Origin of the sequence: Methylocystis bryophila (assembly GCF_027925445.1) — a bacterium.
In the GTDB taxonomy this organism is placed as follows: domain Bacteria; phylum Pseudomonadota; class Alphaproteobacteria; order Rhizobiales; family Beijerinckiaceae; genus Methylocystis; species Methylocystis bryophila.
In genome coordinates this window covers 3,536,388-3,551,900 of record NZ_AP027149.1, presented here as the reverse complement: position 1 = coordinate 3,551,900, position 15,513 = coordinate 3,536,388, and the positions used below count along the sequence as shown (strand labels likewise).

General features: G+C 62.9%; 13 protein-coding genes and 1 pseudogene. 6 read left to right on the top strand and 8 right to left on the bottom strand.

What is annotated here, in order from left to right; genetic code table 11:
- Nucleotides 1-41: 41 nt before the first annotated feature.
- A complete protein-coding gene (locus QMG80_RS16360; RefSeq protein WP_158658559.1) occupies nucleotides 42-2,246 on the top strand; it encodes an alkaline phosphatase family protein in 2,205 nt (734 codons plus the stop codon).
- Nucleotides 2,247-2,385: 139 nt separating this feature from the next.
- On the top strand, nucleotides 2,386-3,393 hold the full coding sequence (locus tag QMG80_RS16355; protein ID WP_085770149.1) for a type 2 periplasmic-binding domain-containing protein: 1,008 nt from the start codon (nucleotides 2,386-2,388) through the stop codon (nucleotides 3,391-3,393).
- A gap of 22 nt (nucleotides 3,394-3,415) precedes the next feature.
- Here QMG80_RS16355 and QMG80_RS16350 read toward each other — a convergent pair whose 3' ends face one another.
- On the bottom strand, nucleotides 3,416-5,692 hold the full coding sequence (locus QMG80_RS16350; RefSeq protein WP_085773441.1) for a TonB-dependent receptor: 2,277 nt from the start codon (nucleotides 5,690-5,692) through the stop codon (nucleotides 3,416-3,418).
- A 297-nt stretch (nucleotides 5,693-5,989) separates the two neighbouring features.
- On the opposite strand from QMG80_RS16350, the gene QMG80_RS16345 reads away from it, so the two are divergent.
- Nucleotides 5,990-7,429, top strand: coding sequence for a flavin monoamine oxidase family protein (locus tag QMG80_RS16345; protein WP_158658558.1), 1,440 nt, complete (start codon nucleotides 5,990-5,992; stop codon nucleotides 7,427-7,429).
- An 80-nt stretch (nucleotides 7,430-7,509) separates the two neighbouring features.
- Here the strand turns inward: QMG80_RS16345 and QMG80_RS16340 are convergent, their stop codons facing one another.
- The 3 genes from QMG80_RS16340 to QMG80_RS16330 all read right to left on the bottom strand — a co-directional run bounded on the left by QMG80_RS16340 (nucleotide 7,510) and on the right by QMG80_RS16330 (nucleotide 9,722).
- On the bottom strand, nucleotides 7,510-8,178 hold the full coding sequence (locus QMG80_RS16340; protein WP_158658557.1) for a ParB-like protein: 669 nt from the start codon (nucleotides 8,176-8,178) through the stop codon (nucleotides 7,510-7,512).
- Nucleotides 8,179-8,400: 222 nt separating this feature from the next.
- The gene (locus QMG80_RS16335; RefSeq protein WP_085770146.1) at nucleotides 8,401-8,826 is read right to left on the bottom strand and encodes a GFA family protein; all 426 of its coding nucleotides are present in this window, start codon (nucleotides 8,824-8,826) and stop codon (nucleotides 8,401-8,403) included.
- A gap of 95 nt (nucleotides 8,827-8,921) precedes the next feature.
- The gene (locus QMG80_RS16330; RefSeq protein ID WP_085770145.1) at nucleotides 8,922-9,722 is read right to left on the bottom strand and encodes a thymidylate synthase; all 801 of its coding nucleotides are present in this window, start codon (nucleotides 9,720-9,722) and stop codon (nucleotides 8,922-8,924) included.
- 134 nt (nucleotides 9,723-9,856) lie between these two features.
- On the opposite strand from QMG80_RS16330, the gene QMG80_RS16325 reads away from it, so the two are divergent.
- Entirely contained in the window at nucleotides 9,857-10,849 is a 993-nt protein-coding gene (locus QMG80_RS16325) for a Tim44 domain-containing protein (protein WP_085770144.1), read from the top strand.
- An 86-nt stretch (nucleotides 10,850-10,935) separates the two neighbouring features.
- Here the strand turns inward: QMG80_RS16325 and QMG80_RS16320 are convergent, their stop codons facing one another.
- Nucleotides 10,936-11,373 carry a hypothetical protein gene (locus QMG80_RS16320; RefSeq protein WP_210190839.1) on the bottom strand — a complete coding sequence of 146 codons (438 nt, stop codon included), beginning with the start codon at nucleotides 11,371-11,373 and terminating at the stop codon, nucleotides 10,936-10,938.
- A 445-nt stretch (nucleotides 11,374-11,818) separates the two neighbouring features.
- Here QMG80_RS16320 and QMG80_RS16315 point away from each other — a divergent pair, with 445 nt between their 5' ends.
- Nucleotides 11,819-12,187 carry a SpoIIAA family protein gene (locus QMG80_RS16315; RefSeq protein WP_085770142.1) on the top strand — a complete coding sequence of 123 codons (369 nt, stop codon included), beginning with the start codon at nucleotides 11,819-11,821 and terminating at the stop codon, nucleotides 12,185-12,187.
- 26 nt (nucleotides 12,188-12,213) lie between these two features.
- Here QMG80_RS16315 and mutM read toward each other — a convergent pair whose 3' ends face one another.
- The gene (mutM, locus tag QMG80_RS16310; RefSeq protein WP_085770141.1) at nucleotides 12,214-13,086 is read right to left on the bottom strand and encodes a bifunctional DNA-formamidopyrimidine glycosylase/DNA-(apurinic or apyrimidinic site) lyase; all 873 of its coding nucleotides are present in this window, start codon (nucleotides 13,084-13,086) and stop codon (nucleotides 12,214-12,216) included.
- Between the two features lie 5 nt (nucleotides 13,087-13,091).
- The gene (locus tag QMG80_RS16305; protein WP_158658556.1) at nucleotides 13,092-13,574 is read right to left on the bottom strand and encodes a DUF3280 domain-containing protein; all 483 of its coding nucleotides are present in this window, start codon (nucleotides 13,572-13,574) and stop codon (nucleotides 13,092-13,094) included.
- A 282-nt stretch (nucleotides 13,575-13,856) separates the two neighbouring features.
- Here QMG80_RS16305 and QMG80_RS16300 point away from each other — a divergent pair, with 282 nt between their 5' ends.
- A complete protein-coding gene (locus tag QMG80_RS16300; RefSeq protein ID WP_085773440.1) occupies nucleotides 13,857-15,089 on the top strand; it encodes a cytochrome-c peroxidase in 1,233 nt (410 codons plus the stop codon).
- Between the two features lie 18 nt (nucleotides 15,090-15,107).
- Here QMG80_RS16300 and QMG80_RS16295 read toward each other — a convergent pair.
- A pseudogene (locus tag QMG80_RS16295) lies at nucleotides 15,108-15,492 on the bottom strand (GlcG/HbpS family heme-binding protein).
- Nucleotides 15,493-15,513 lie beyond the last annotated feature (21 nt).

The following is a 15,513-nucleotide window of genomic DNA, read 5'->3' as shown; positions in this document are numbered from 1 at the left end:
GGCTAACATTCGTAACTGTCGGCTACATTGAGGGGGCGGAAATGTCTTTTACGAGGCTTATCAAGCGCAGCACTGCGCTGGTCGGCGCGATGGCGGTCCTGTTGAACGCGACGCCATCCTTCGCGCAAACATCTCAGAACGACGCGGGGCACTACTGGAGCCCCGGCGTGAAGTCGAACGACGGCGCGAACTTGCTGCCGCTCGCCCAGAGGATCGCGCTGCTGCGCAAAAAGGTAAAATATGTCTTCGTGATTTTCCACGAGAATGAGTCGTTCGACCACTTCTTCGGCACATTCCCGGGAGCGAACGGCCTCTTCAGCGCGCCGATCGGCGCGACGCCCGCCTATAAGACGGCGAGCTTCGTGCAGAATTATCTCGACACCTCGCTCAAGCCCGCGACGATCTCCCCCTTTCTGATTCCGCAGGCGGTCCAGACGACGCAGGCGGGATCCGCAGGGCCGGTAGGCTCGATCGTGCCGGTTTATCCCGCCGACGAGATCTCTGTCGATCACTCGCACCAAGGCATGGCGAACGGCATGCATATCGACGCGTCATCCGGCCTTGCGGCGAATGACCGTTACGCGATGAATCAAGAGGGGCTGACGACCAACAGCTCCGGCCAAATCGTGACCAAGACGGGCGCGACGCCCACCGCGATCTCGCTCGCGCAGAAGCAGAAAGCCGAAATCGACGTCAGCCACATTGATTGCGACACGATCCCCTTCATGTGGATGTGGGCGAAGAACTTCGTGCTGTTCGACAACTTCCGCCAGACGATCGTCGGACCCTCGACCCCGAACGCGATCGCGCTCATCGCCGGTCAATCCGGCGAGACCCAATGGGCGCTTCACAACGCCGAAGGCGCGACCACCACTTATTCCGCGCCGAGCTTCCCCAACGTTCTGGGCGCAAGCTACTCCCAGAGCGCTCCCCCGGCCGCCGGCGACACCAGCGCGTACGTGCCGATCGTCGCCGATCCGGGTCCGTTCCCAGGCTCGAATCTGGACCAAAACGCGACGAAGCCGCCTTACAACTTCGATGAGAACGCGGCCAATCCGGCTCCAAACCTGACCTTTGCCTCCTTGCCGCTGTCATTCATGGGAGGAAACATCAACAGCATCATCGCAGCAGACGAGAATCCCACGGCGGATCTCGCGGACATTCAAGACGACATCAAGGTCATCGCTTCCAATCCCGCGGTCAGCTGGGGCTGGTATCAGCAGGGCTATAACGGCAATGATGCGGCGGACCCCTACGAGCCGCAAAACACGGGCACGCCCAACCCCACCCACGACCCGGGGCTCTACACGGGCTACATACTGCACCACAATGGCCCGCAGTATTTCGGCTATCTCGGCGACAACACGCTGGTGCTGGCCAATAATCTGCACGGCGCCAAGGATTTCTTCACGGCTGTCGAAAACCGCACCCTGCCGCAAGGCGGCGGCGTGTTCTATCTGCGCGGCGGCTACAACAACAATGACGGGCTCGTGCCGGTGGACCCGACGCCAGCCATTCAGCACGCCTTTCTTGGCAATGACGACCATCCCGCCTACTCGGATCAACAGATCTCCGAGGCCTTTGCCGCCAAGGCGATCAATGACATCGTCAACAGTCCTTACTGGCCGGAAAGCGTGATCATCATCACCTATGACGAGACCGACGGCTTCTACGACCACGTGTCGCCGGAAGTGCGCAGCACATTCGCCGACGGCTCCGCGCTTGCCGCCGGCCCGCGCATTCCGACGATCCTGATCTCTCCCTATGCGAGGACCGGCTTGATCTCGCATCGCTATAGCGAGCATGGCTCGGTGATCAAATTCATCGACGCGCTCTTCGGCCTCACGCCGCTTGCTTCTCTGCCCGACGAGAAAAACGGTCGGCAAATAGGCGCTCGAACCTTGGGTCAGCCGAACCTCGGTCCCTCGGATGATCCTGACAACGACGTTGGCGACCTCACGGAAGCCTTCGATTACGCCATCCTTCAAGGAAACAAGCCGCCTGTTCCGGCTTCCAAGGCTCTGATCCCGGCGAATGTCGTCAACTCGCTGCCTCACCTCGCGGGGACGTCCTCGCCGAACGGCTACACCAATGGGGCGTGCGCCGCGATCAACATTCTGCCCACCGACTTCCCCTCTTGGGCCGCCTACCAGTCGGGCGCGCCGATCGACCCCTATCCGGTCGACGTGAATCCGCGCCCGACCCAATCGCCGGGCACGCCGACCGCGGGCAACTGGACGCCCTGATCCTAGATCGCGCTGCGTTCAGGCGGAATCGCCCGAACGCAGGGCGGCGACAGGCGCAGCCTGAATGATGATCATACGGCGGGAGGACGGAGGTTGCGACCTTCGTCCTCTTTCCTTTCTAACGAGCCTGGGTGTGTCGATGCCTCGCTTGCTTCTGAGTCTCCTTGTCACCGGTCTGCTGGCCTCTTGCGGCGTCGCTCACGCGCAAACCCTGGAGTCTATCCGCTCCGCTAAACATATGGAGTGCGGCGTCGTTACAGGCGTGGACGACTGGAACGGAGAAGATCTTCACGGCAATCTCTCGGCCCTGGAGGCTGAGGTTTGCCGCGCGGTCGCCGTCGCTCTTCTTGGCGACGCGAGCGCCGTCACGATCCAAAACTTCCCCGCCGAGCTCGAAGCGCTGAATGCGCTGAAAGCAGGCAAGATACAATTGGCGATCGGCGTCACGCCTTCGGCGTCGACAGCGGCGCGTTTCGGCGTGGGGTTCGGCCCCCCCGTCTTTTACGACTCCCAGCGATTGATGGTGGCGAAGGGCAGCGGCGTCACAGACATCGCGGGACTTCGCGACAAGCTCGTCTGCGCGCTCGACATGACGCCGCCCGAGCGCATTTTGCGCGAGGAATTGACCGCGCGAGGAATTCCCTATGGCCTGATGGCTCACTCCGAGCAGGGTGAGATGGACGCGGCGGTGGCCGTTAGCCGATGCGAGGCCGCCACGGCGATGGAGTCGCGGCTGGCGCAATCGCGCGCCGGTTTTCACGCGCCGACCAGCAATTTCTCGTTCTTGCCCGAGCGGTTTGGCATAAATCCTGTCGTTCCCGCCTATCGCTACGGCGACCAGATCTTCGGGCTTACAGTGGACTGGACGATCGGCGCGCTGATCGAGGCGGAGGCGTTGGGAATCACGCGAGACAATGTGGCGGCGTCAAAGCGCGAGGACTTGCGCGCCGAGCAATTGCTCGGGCGGGATTTTGCGACGGCTCAGGCGCTTGGGCTCGCGCATGATTGGGCCGCCAAGGTCATCGCCGCCACCGGCAATTACGGCGAGATCTTCCAACGCACTGTCGGCGGGCCTTACCACCTGGACCGCGGTCTGAACGCGCTTTGGACCGAAGGCGGCCTCATGCATCCGCCGCCAATGAAATGACGGCGCGCCCCAGTCTTCGCCATCAAAGCTTCTGCGACAAGCCGACGAAGAACCCACGGCGCGCGCCATATTGCGGGGCGAAGACGCCGACGCCGGTTCCCGAACGCAGCTCATATTTGCGGTCGGTCACGTTGATGATGTCGAAGCGCGCCGTCAGCGGTTTGGTCTGCGGAACGAGCTCGAGCTCGCGCGAGGCCCCGAGGTTGACGACAAAATAGGCCGGAACGTGGTCCATGTTGGCGAAGCCTGAGCGTAGGCCGCTGCCATAGGTCATGCTCGTCGCGAAGAGCGTCTTATCCCATTTGTACGAGGCGCCCGCCGAGGCGGTCATGAACTGCGAGTCGTCCGTGTTGTGGTAGTTGTCGAGGAGATAGACAAAAGTTATCGCGTCGAGGAGATATTGGTTCGTCGTTACGTCCTTGGAGCGCGCCGTGCCCACGGCGAAATTGCCATAGGCTTTGAAGTCGCCCTGCTGATAGGCGCTCTTGAGCTCGATTCCCTTCGTGTAGCTGCGCGCGCTATTGAACTGCGTGAGCACGTAAGCCTCTCCGAATTGGCCGTCGTCGAGCAAATTCCAGGCGACCTTGGCGTAAGCGTCGAGCCCGATCCTGAGGTTCGGCGTGAGCTTCTGGTCGACGCCGACGTCGACGTAATTGGCGCGCTCGGGCTTCACGGGGCTGTCAAAAGGCACGTCAGCTTGGTTCGTCGTGTTGGTGAACAGGGCGATGTTCGATGAGACGGCCTGCGACTGCATGGGCGGTGTGAAGTAGCGCGCCCAGCCCGCGTGAAAGCTCGTGTCCGCCGTCGGCTTGAACACGAGTCCGAAGCGGGGGCTCAACTGGTTGGCGTCGACGAACTGATAGAGCTGGTCGAAGCGCGCGCCTGCATTCAACGTCAATTGCTCGCTGAGCTTCCATTCGTGCTGCAGATAGCCTCCGACGTTCCAGCCGGTCTTGGCGTTGTAGTCGGTGATACCGAAGGGCGTCGGCGCGATCGCGCCCGTCGTCGGATCGGCGGGCAGCACAGCCGACATGTTTGTGACCTGCGTACGCTCGGCGCTGAAAGAAAATCCGCCGCGGAGCCTATGCGCGTCGCTCAACCTGTAGGACGCGTCAATCTGCCCACCGTAGAGATCGCTGTCGCGCGTGACGTTCGAGGCCACGTCGTTGAAGACGAGATCGCCGAAGACGTCGGGCGCGAAATGCACATGCGCATGGCGCTGGAACAGGGCCGCCTGGGCGTCGAGCTCTCCCGCCTTGGTCTGCAAGGCGGCGACGTTGAACTCAAAACGGTCACACAGGTTTTCGTTCAATGTGGAAGACGGATAGACGCTTGGGCCGAAATCGCCCATCGGCGTCTGACCGGGATCGTTGGGGATCTGAAAATTGCTCGTGGCGGCCCCAGAGAAGAAGCTCAAGCGGGTTTCGTCGCCGAGCAGCGTTGCGAGATACGCGAAATATTTGCCTTGCTCGGTGTGGTCGTGCGCCGCGTCGAAGCTTTGCGTCGCATTCTCGAGCCCGAGCGCGCTCCAGCGCCCGCGCGCCGCGAAGAAATATTGCGTGTCCCCCGACACGCCGCCGTAGTGAACGCTCGGCGTGATCGTCTCGCGGCTGCCGCCATAGGCGCTGAGGCTGCCGGAGTTTTCGCTAAAAGTGCGGCTCGTGATGTCGATGACGGCCGCCGTTCGCAGGCCATATTGGGCGGGGAGCGCGCCGGTGAGCAGCGAAAGGCGCCCGACAAAGCTCGTGTCGAGCACCGGGCCGAGGCCTCCGACTCCCTCCGGCAGAAGGACGCCGTTGATGCGATATTGCACGTTCCCATATTCGTTGCGCACGTGGAAACCGTTCGGGCCGCCGATAGCGCTATCGGCGGCGACGCCTGGCGCCTGCAGCAAAACCTTGTCGATCGGCGTGTTGTCTCCCTGCGGCAAATTCTCGATCGTCTCGCGGCCAAGCGTGTAGACCGAAGCCCCAGTTTTCGGGAGCATCGCCTCACGCGCCGCGTCGAGGTTCCTCATCTTCTGGTCGAGGGTCGAGGCCGCGAGGGGAGGCGGCGTCGGCGCCCGAACAGGGCTGTTCGGCTGAGGCGCCGGCCTGAGCGCCGCTGCGATGTGCTTCTGTCCGCCCGGATGCGGCTTAGGGATGGATGCCGCGCGTCCGACTTGCGGCTTTGCGCGCGCGGACGGCTTGTGTTGAACCGTGATGTCCGGGAGCGCAGTCTGCGCGGCGGCTTCGACGCTGATCAGCGCATTGGCGAGAAGCGTGAGGCCCAGCTCTCGTGGCGGACGCCGAAACTTCATCGCGCAAGTCCCCCCGGGCCGACTGCGCGTGCTGCATCCTTCCCGATGGTGTCGAAACTTGGGCGTAGCAGGAAGGCCCTCGCGCCGGCGGCGGGCGTCCTGGTCATGGAGCAGGGCTCTGCCGACTTTCGGCGGCGCCGCGACCTTGTTGATGGACCCAAATTCGGGGAAATAGGAAGGATAGCCGTCGACGGTCCGCATCGAAGGCTGGCGAGCGCCGCGTAGCGCATGAAAGTCCCCGCCGAGAGGCTTTGCATGAGATTCCTGGCAAGAGATGCCTGGCATGAGATTCCTGGCATGAAATTCCTGACCCTGCTGACGCTCATCCTTCTCGCCATGGCGCGTCTGACGGCGCCTCTGAGCGCAGCGCCTGCCCAAGCGCCCGATGTCGACGTCGTCGTCGTGGGCGGCGGACTCGCCGGCCTTCTCACGGCCTATGAGCTGGAGAAGAAGGGCGTCAGCACGGCCGTGCTCGAGGCTGGGCCGCGCCTGGGCGGGCGCATCCAGACGGCGGACTACGGCAACGGCCTCGAGGCCGAGTTCGGCATGCAGGAGATTTGGGAGAAGAACCCGCTCCTGGGCGTCGTCAAGGAACTCGGCCTGGAGACCGAGGCGACCGACGACGCCTACTCGAGCCTCATCATTGACGGGACGCTGTACCCCTTCATCCAGGGCAGCCGTAAGGAGTTCTTCGAGACTCTGTTCTCGGCCGAGGAGCGCAGAGTCTTCGACGGCGTCATCGCAGAGATGGAGGATCTCTACCGCGAGGCCACGGCGAGAGGCCTGACCTCGCGCACGCGGGCCTTGCAGGACGTGTCCTACGCCGATTGGCTTGTGTCGCGCAGACTGCCCCGCAAGGTGGAGCAAGCGCTGCGCCTCATCATAGAGGTGGAGCTCGCGGCGAGGTCCGAGCAGTTCAGCGCGCTCTCGGCCATCCTGGAGTGGCGCGTGTTCCTCTTCGGCGGGGAGAGGAACTACCACGTAAAGGGGGGCAATTCTGGCGTCATCGCCGGTCTGGCGTCGCGCCTGCGCGGTCCTGTGCAGGTGAACGCCGAGGTCGTCGCCGTGAAGCGCGTCCCGCAGGCGGGAGGTAGCTTCGATTGTGAAGTCGCCTATCAGGCCGGACGGGAGATTCGGCAGATGCGCTCGAAGGCGGTCGTCGTCGCCATTCCCTGGCTGCGCCTGCACGGGGTCCAGTTCGATCCCCCTTTGGGCGAGGCGCGCTGGAACGCCATCGATACGCTGGGACGCGGCCAGTACACGGTGCTGCACTTCATCATGTCGACCGAGGCGACGAAGTTGTGGAGCGTCGACAATGGCGCCTCGCCTTTCCCCATTCTGTCGAACGGGCCCTTGGGCGTGATCTACGGCCCGCATGGCAAGAGCAACAGCGCCGGGGAGATGGTGTTCGGCCTCCTCGTCTATGGACCGGAAGCGCAAGCCCATCACATGAAGCCGCGCGACGCCACGCGCGACGATGTCCTGGCCGAGCTCGACAAGCTTTATCCGGGGTTCTCGAAGCAGGTGCGCGCTGCCTACATCTACGGCTACCACCCGGGCTCGGTCGCGTATTGGCCACCCGGGCGGTCGCCGCTGGACGAGGGCTCGACGCTGTTGCGCCAGCCCTCTGACGCGCTCTTTCTGGCCGGGGACTGGCTCTACAATAGCCACGCCGAGGGGGCGGCGCTGGCGGGCTTTCAGACCGCCAAAGACGTGGCGGCGTTCCTCAAGAAATAGGGGCCGTCCCGAGGTCTGTCGTCTCCCGTGGGAAAGCGAGCCCGAGGCGGGGGATTCTGTGTTGCCCCGCCGACACCGCTTCAGCCGTTCTCACTGGACAAGAGATCATCCTCGGTTCGCTCTCGAGCGCCGCAGATTTTGGAAAAGGCGGCGTCGCACTGCGCGCAAAGGGCCGTCCCATGGCGCGCGAGTTTCCTCGCGCATTGGAGCGCGAGCTCGGGAAAGCCGTTCACCGCCTCGAGGGATAGACGACGGCGAAAATACTCCGCCCATTTGAATTCAGCGAAGGGGATCGAATCTTTCCGATATCCGCCGGCGCGCCGGACTTGCGCCGCAAGGCTGCGATAGGGATCGTCGGTCATTTCGCGCAGCGAGCGCGGCATGTTCTCGAAGGGCTGGCGCCCTCCTTTTGCATCGAAGGGAAAGCTGAGGCCCCGCTGGTCCATTTCCCGCCAGAAGGCGGGAGCGTCAAAATGCGAGAGGTCGCCAAGGAGTGAGATTTTCGCCGCGCCCGCGCCTTCCTCGAGAAGCGCGCGGCCAAGATGATGGCCGTCCGTAATATAGTAGCGTCCTCCCGGTCCACGCACGGCCGGAAAGGGGTGCTCGGAAACAAAGCGACGCTTGCCTTCGGTCGACAGCGCGCGAAACGTCTTGCGCTTGAGCGCGACCTCCGCAAATCCGACGGTCATTTGCGTCGGCCGTAGCTTTTCGAGCCGTTCTTCCAAAAATTCTGCGTGATTCCCGCCCATGTCCTCACCTGGAAGCCAGAGCTTGATATTTGACTTGCGCGAGGTCAAATTCGAATGCGACAAATTGTCGGGCAATTAAAGATGAGCCGACGCCGAGCGTGTGGACGGCTTCCCTCCGCCGGTAACGGCAGGGTCAATTTAATCACAGCCGTTGGACATGTTGAAAATCTTGAGTTTTGCACACCCGCCCGCTCGTCGCGCATCCCTTTGTCACGCTCGGCTTCACGCCCGCACAAATTTCAGATGACCAGCGACGCGCGGCGGCGATGAATAGGCGTCTTCGGGATGGTTGGCGCCGTCGTAGACAATGACGTCGTCGAAATCGAAGGGGCTCACACCCTCGAGGCAGGCAACATTGACGCCAAATTGATTAGGCTTCGAGCGCCGCTGATGGTGCGTGTAGATGCCGCACCTTGAACAGAAAAAATGTTTTGCCGCTCGTGTGTTGAATGTATAGGTCGAGAGCGCTTCGCTCCCCGCTAAAATATCGACACCCTCGAGGTCAGCGGAGACGGCAATTGCGCCGCGCATGCGGCAATATGAGCATGTGCATCGACGCGCGGTGTGCAGACCATCGGTCAGGCGCACACGAAAGCGTACAGTTTTACAATGGCACGCGCCATCGATCGTTTGGGTGTCCAAGTCCATGCGGGGCTCCTTGCAATTGATAGCAAAAGCGAACGTTAGCGACAGCCGAAACTATGCAGAAGTTATGATTCTTCAACGTTTGGCTGATGGGCCAACTACACCGCTACCGGCGCGGCGATCGCCGGCCAAGGATCATAGTCCAAGATCTCGATGTCCTCGTAGCGCGTCGTAAAGAGCGCGCCGGGCGCCAAACGCAGGCGCGGCAGGGGCCGAGGCGCGCGCGTCAGTTGCAGCTTCGCCTGTTCGATGTGGTTCAGATAGAGATGCACGTCGCCGAAGCTGTGCACAAAATCCTTGGGCTCGCAGTCCGTCTCGCGCGCGATGAGATGGGTGAGCAGCGCATAGCTCGCGATATTGAAGGGGACGCCTAAAAACACGTCGGCAGACCGCTGATAGAGCTGGCAGGAGAGATGTTTTCTCCCCTCGATCTCCTCGACGTGGAACTGGATCAGACAATGGCAAGGCGCGAGCGCCATTCTGTCGAGGTCGGCCGGATTCCAGGCCGTGACGATGAGCCGGCGCGAGAAGGGGTTGCGCTTGATCTCCGCGACGACCTCGCCGATCTGGTCGATGACGCGCCCGTCCGGAGTCTCCCAAGCGCGCCACTGGCGGCCATAGACGGGTCCGAGATCGCCTTTCTCGTCCGCCCATTCGTCCCAGATCGTAACGCCCTTGTCGCGCAGATAGGCGATATTGGTGTCGCCGGAGAGAAACCACAGCAACTCGTGGATGATCGACTTTAGATGCAGCTTCTTTGTCGTGACGAGGGGGAAGCCCTCGCGCAGATCGAAGCGCATCTGATGACCGAAGATCGAGAGCGTGCCGGTTCCCGTGCGGTCCTCCTTGCGGCGGCCTTCGCGCAGGATGAGATCGAGAAGCTCGAGATATTGTCGCATGCCACTGGTTTAAGCCCGAGCGGCGGCCCCGTCTATTTTCCTGAGCTTTTGCAGGCGCGGCCTTTGCGAGCCCGGCGCCCAATGCCTATATAGCCGGCAGCGCGGGCCTCGCCCGCTCAACCAGAGTGAGATCCATGTCCTCGCGCCGAAATTCTTTACATTTTCTCCCCGTCGCCCTGCTGGCGGCCTTGCTGGCCTTCGCGCCTTCGCTCGTTGAAGCGAAGATGGGGGGAAGCTTTGGCGGCGGCGTCGGCAGCCGGGGCTCGCGAACATTTTCTCCGCCGCCCGCGACGAACACGGCGCCGCGCACCGCTGCCCCGATCGAGCGCAGCGTCACGCCGCCCCCTTCCGCCCAGCCGCAGCCGGGCCTCGGGGCGCAGCGTCCAGGCTTCGCGCAAAGCGGGGGCTTCGGCCGCTCCTTCATGGGCGGGCTCGCCGGCGGCCTCATCGGCGCCGGACTCTTCGGCCTGCTGACGGGACACGGCTTTCTTGGTGGGATCGGCGGTTTCGCCTCGATCCTCGGCTTTCTGTTCCAGATTGCGCTTCTCGCCTTCCTGGCGCGTCTCGCCTTCCAATGGTGGCAGGGACGGCAGGCTGCGGCGGCAGGGCTCGGCGGCCGGCCGGGCGCGAATGTCTTCGGCTTCGACCCGCGCGCGGCATTCTCGGGCGCGGGCTTTGGCGGCGGCGCTCCCCAGCCTTCGCGGGGCCAGCCGCTCCAGCTCTCAGCCGCTGACTTCCCCGCCTTTGAACGGCTGCTCGGCGCCACCCAGGACGCCTATAGCCGCGAGGATCTCGACGCGCTTTCGCGGGTCGCGACGCCTGAGATCGTCGGCTATCTCAACGAGGAGCTCAACCAGCACCGGCGCCAAGGCGTGATCAACAAGATCTCCGGCGTGAAGCTCTTGCAGGGCGATCTGTCTGAGGCGTGGCGCGAAGGCGGCGACGAATATGCGACCGTCGCGATGCGTTTTGCGCTCCTCGACGTCACCGAGGACCGCGCCACGGGCCGGATCGTCTCGGGCGACCCCACGACGCCGACGCAGGCGACGCAGATCTGGACCTTCCGCCGCCCGGCCGGCGCGCCGCCAGACGCCTGGAGGCTCTCGGCCATGCAGGAGGCGGCGTAGCGTCGACTGGTTGCTCGGCTGGGCGCGCTCCCCCTGGGGGTGTGCGCCCTCCGGGCCGCGTCGCTCTCGATGGGCGTCAATAGACGCTAAGCCGAGCTTGACTGATGGCTTGCATCGAGCTTCGGCTTTGGGAATGAGCAGAGCGCGCCGCCGGGGGACACTGGAGAGTTATCATTCTCACCGTCGCACATATTGGACGCTCTCGTATCGAGATCGAGATGCGAGAAGTTTGCTAATGTGCGCAGCCGGCAAGACGGCGGAATCGCGCTCTTCGCCAGATCCGGGAATTGCGTGAGAAGCAACCGCAAGACAATCAGCACGCTCGCGGCCCTTTCCGTCGCTCCGAGATCCAGATAGGTGCGAAGGTCAGCAGTGATGAGGGCGCAGACGACGGCCGGTCCTTTATCCAGATTGGCCAAGTAGCTGGAAAGCATCCGCCAATGTATCGGACGGATCGACGCTCCAATGACGAGCCTCTCCGATTCCAATCCAGCCATCGCAGCACATTTACGCAGCGGAATCATGCCTACCTCCGTTGTCGATCGCGTAACGTCGGGGGCACAGCGCCTTCGTGGCGAGGGCTCTTTCCTTGCGAGACCTCTGTCCGTCCGACGCCTTGCTCGACATTACTGCGGGAAGCCTCTCCGATCGTCCGCTTCTCGGTCATAGATGTCGTGTTACGACATAATATATATCGTAACACGATATAAAACGAAACTCAACTGTCGCAGCTCGGTTTTTGCCGCCAGTGCTTGACCACGTCGGCGGGAGACGCTTCTTAGCTTCAGTTTCGCCTGAAAGCGCCCTAACGTTACGCGGCGCCCGGCTTAAGCTTGCTATGAGGATTTCGCAGCCGTGGCCTTCGTCGAGCCGAGATTTATGGGCCTTGGCGTCGGGGTCTCGTCATGCAGGACCGTTGACGCGCTCCTCTCCCAAAACATTTAAGGGCGGGGGAAAAGGAGCGCCACGATGATTGAGACGCTGGAAGGTTTTCCCGCCGATGCGCTGGCGGTCAGATGCAACGGATTCGTCAATAAGGCCGACTACGACGAAGTGGTCGCGCCTGCGGTCGAGCGGGCGCTGAAGGCCCATGAACGGTTGCGGCTTTACTACGAGATCGCGCCCGATTTTTCGGGAATCTCGCCGGGAGCGATGTGGGAGGATTTCTGGATCGGTATGCGGCATCTCAACCGCTGGAAGCGGATCGCCGTCGTCACCGACGTTGCGTGGATCAAGCAGCTGGTCCAGCTGTTCGGTTTTGTGCTGCCCAAAGCGACTAGGGTGTTCACCGTCCCTGAGTCGGGGGAAGCGCGCGCCTGGCTCAGTCAGGACTCCTGAGCGCCCCGATGCGGCAGATCTCGCATCTATTTTTGGCACATAGGGCAATAAAAGGTGGAGCGCCCGGCCTGCACGATCCGCGCGATCGTGCCCTTGCACCCTTTTTTCGGGCAGGCCGCGCCCTCGCGGTCGTAAACGCGGAAGCTGTGCTGGAAATAGCCGAGATCGCCATTGGTTTGGCGATGATCGCGCAGCGACGAGCCGCCGGCCTCGATCGCCTCGCTGAGCACTTCCTTGATTGCGCGCGTGAGCTTCGTCAGCGCCGCCGTCGCGCGACCAGAGCTCGAGACGAGGCTTCCCGCCGCGCGCAGCGGGGACAGGCCGGCGCGATGCAGCGCCTCGCAGACGTAAATATTGCCGAGGCCCGCGATCGTCTTCTGGTCGGAGAGCGCGGCCTTGAGCGGCGCGCTGCGGTCGGCAAGCGTTTTGGCCAGCGCCGCGGCGTTCAACTCGGCGCTCAAGGGCTCTGCGCCTAAGTTTTTCAGCAGCGGATGCGACTCGCGCTCCTTTGGCGAGAGCAACAGCATGTATCCGAAACGGCGCGGATCATTGTAGGTGACGCTGGCGCCGCTTTCGAAACGAAAGATCACGTGATCATGCGCCGGATTGCGGCCGCGCGGGATATAGGGGTCGCCGATCGGCCCGCCGTGGTCGATGCGAAAGGAGCCGCTCATGCCGAGATGCATGAGCAGGCTCGCCCCGTCGTCGAGCCGGGCGAGAAGATATTTGCCGCGCCGGTCCAGCGCCTCGACGCGCCGGCCCTTGAGGCGCGCCGCGAAATTCTTGGGAAAGGGAAATCGCAGATCGCCGCGCGCGAGCTCGACCTTCGCGAAGACGCCGCCTTCGAAAACCTTTGCGAGGCCGCGGCGCACGGTCTCGACTTCGGGAAGCTCCGGCATGCGCTTTAGCGTCCTACGAAAAGGTGGTTCTTCAGCATGTAGCGCAGCCCGCGCTCCCAGGATTCGTCGGTGTTGCCTCGGATGTCGACGCTGTGGGCGAAGAAGGGCGCGCCATCCGCGCGCCGCATGTAGAGGTTCTCGTTGAGAATGAGATTGCTCACCTTCTGCACCGTGCCAAATGCTGCAACATCGGCGCCGATCTCGCGCGCGAATTCGACCTCGCAGGCGTTGCAGGTCGAGAATTTGATCTCTCTGGCGATCTTCGCCGCAAGCTCCTCGGGAATGGGCGTGATCTCAAAGCGGCCCGAGGCTTTCAACATCTCCTCGAACACGATGTCGAGACGCGCGAGACGAAGACGCTCGGCCTCGCTCGCCGGCGTGTCCGACGTGCTGATCATCTCGAAGCCGAAAAAAGCGATTTTGAGCTTTTCCTGCGCCACGGCAGCGGAGGTCGCGAAGATGAGAGCCAGCGCCAATAGTGTCTTCATCCTCATCGCCTTTCGCGCAGCGTCGCGCGCATGAGCGTTTCCGCGCTCGCCGACTTCAGAGCATGTTCCGGAAATGCGCGAAGTGGTTTTCCGGAACATGCTCTGAGTTTTTGATGTGGCGCAATTCCTATCGCTCGAGCGGGACGCGCGCTAATCCCATCCTCTTATGCAATCTGGAATTTCTCCAAAAAAACGGGTTTGACGAGGCTCGTCGGCGCTTCCTATTGATAAAAGGCTGGCCGCTCGTTGCCGCCCGCAGGAAGCCACAGTCACGGACAGATGATGGCGTCGTCGCCAAAAGCTCGCTTCGCATTTCTGCTCCTCGCCGCCTGCTGCTGGGCGAGCCTTTGCCTCGCCTCCGCAGCCGTCGCTGCTCAGAGCGCGCAGCTGCCGATCGAGAAACTGGGCGCGCTGCTATTTTCCGACAAGAGTCTTTCCGAGCCTCAAGGCGTCGCTTGCGCCTCTTGTCACGATCCCGCGCGCGCCTTTTCAGGGACAAACGGTTCGTCGATCGCGGCCGTGGCCGCGGGCGCGCCGCCGGGCTCGTTTGGCGTGCGCAAGCCGCCGGGGCTCACCTATGCCGCCTTCGCGCCGCCCTTCGGCTTCATCGATAAGGAGGATGAGACAACCGGCCGCATGGAGAAGACTCCCGCGGGCGGGCAGTTCCGCGACGGCCGCGCAGCAGATCTCGAGGAGCAGGCGGGCGGCCCGCTGCTCAATCCGGTCGAGATGGCCAATCCCTCCAAGGCCGCCGTCGTCGAGAAGGTGAAGAACGGTCCTTACGCGCCGCTCATGCGCGAAGTCTTCGGCGCGAATGTCTTCGACGATCCCAACAAGGCGTTCGATCGCCTGACTCAGGCGATCGCCGCCTTCGAGCGCACCGAGGTCTTTCGTCCCTTCTCCTCGCGTTTCGACGAGGTGCTGCGCGGCAAGGCGCAGTTCACGCCGCAGGAGGCGAAGGGTTTTGAGCTGTTCAAGGACAAGAAAAAAGGCAATTGCCTCGCCTGTCACGACGGCAAGGAAGAGTCGAAGGAGCCTTCCGACTGGCTCTTCACGGACTTCACCTATGATTCGCTCGGCGCGCCGCGCAACCACGCCATTCCCGCCAACGGTGATCCGAAGAGCTTCGATCTCGGTCTCTGCAAGCGCGAGGGGCTCGCCGCCCTCGCGCCGAAGCATTTCGACGTCGAGAGCGTCTGCGGCGCCTTCAAGGTCCCGAGCCTGCGCAATGTCGCGCTGACCGCGCCCTATCTCCACAACGGATCGATGAAGACATTGCGCGACGCCGTCGCCTTTTACGCGACGCGCGACACCAATCCCGAGCGCTGGTACCCCAAGGATGCGAAGGGCAAGGTGCAGAAATTCGACGATCTGCCCGCGAAATTCCGCGCCAACGTCAATGTCAAGGAAGTCCCCTACGACCGCAAGCCCGGCCAGAAGCCTCGTCTCAGCGATGAGGAGATCGACGCGATCACGGCCTTTCTGGAGACGCTGACGGACCGCCGCGGCGAGTAGGACAGCGCGCTTGGAGACTCAAGTGCGCCAGGGATGCGCCGGCAGGTCGCTGACCCCGACGACGCTGACGCCGGCCTGTGCGACCGCGTGATCGTTTTCGACCGTGCTGCCGCTCACGCCGATTGCTCCGATGAGCACCCCCGCTTCGTCGACGATGGGAAGGCCGCCGGGAAAAGTTATGAGGCCGCCATTGGAATGTTCAATTCCGAAAAGGGAGCCTCCCGGTTGCGACAATGCGCCGATCTGGCCTGTCGGCATACCAAAGAAGACGGCGGTCCTGGCTTTCTTGATGGCGATGTCGATGCTGCCGACCCAAGCCGCGTCCATGCTCGGTCTTGAGTTCCATGGCTCGTTTGCGTGCGGCCTGAATAGCGGCTCCGGCGGCTTCGATTGTGACGTGCATGGTCGCCTCTTGAATGCGCCC

Coding starts and splice junctions, on each gene's coding strand:
- QMG80_RS16360 (WP_158658559.1), top strand. CDS start 42: ATGTCTTTTACGAGGCTTATCAAGCGCAGCACTGCGCTGGTCGGCGCG.
- QMG80_RS16355 (WP_085770149.1), top strand. CDS start 2,386: ATGCCTCGCTTGCTTCTGAGTCTCCTTGTCACCGGTCTGCTGGCCTCT.
- QMG80_RS16350 (WP_085773441.1), bottom strand. CDS start 5,692: ATGAAGTTTCGGCGTCCGCCACGAGAGCTGGGCCTCACGCTTCTCGCC.
- QMG80_RS16345 (WP_158658558.1), top strand. CDS start 5,990: ATGAAATTCCTGACCCTGCTGACGCTCATCCTTCTCGCCATGGCGCGT.
- QMG80_RS16340 (WP_158658557.1), bottom strand. CDS start 8,178: ATGGGCGGGAATCACGCAGAATTTTTGGAAGAACGGCTCGAAAAGCTA.
- QMG80_RS16335 (WP_085770146.1), bottom strand. CDS start 8,826: ATGGACTTGGACACCCAAACGATCGATGGCGCGTGCCATTGTAAAACT.
- QMG80_RS16330 (WP_085770145.1), bottom strand. CDS start 9,722: ATGCGACAATATCTCGAGCTTCTCGATCTCATCCTGCGCGAAGGCCGC.
- QMG80_RS16325 (WP_085770144.1), top strand. CDS start 9,857: ATGTCCTCGCGCCGAAATTCTTTACATTTTCTCCCCGTCGCCCTGCTG.
- QMG80_RS16320 (WP_210190839.1), bottom strand. CDS start 11,373: ATGATTCCGCTGCGTAAATGTGCTGCGATGGCTGGATTGGAATCGGAG.
- QMG80_RS16315 (WP_085770142.1), top strand. CDS start 11,819: ATGATTGAGACGCTGGAAGGTTTTCCCGCCGATGCGCTGGCGGTCAGA.
- mutM (WP_085770141.1), bottom strand. CDS start 13,086: ATGCCGGAGCTTCCCGAAGTCGAGACCGTGCGCCGCGGCCTCGCAAAG.
- QMG80_RS16305 (WP_158658556.1), bottom strand. CDS start 13,574: ATGAAGACACTATTGGCGCTGGCTCTCATCTTCGCGACCTCCGCTGCC.
- QMG80_RS16300 (WP_085773440.1), top strand. CDS start 13,857: ATGGCGTCGTCGCCAAAAGCTCGCTTCGCATTTCTGCTCCTCGCCGCC.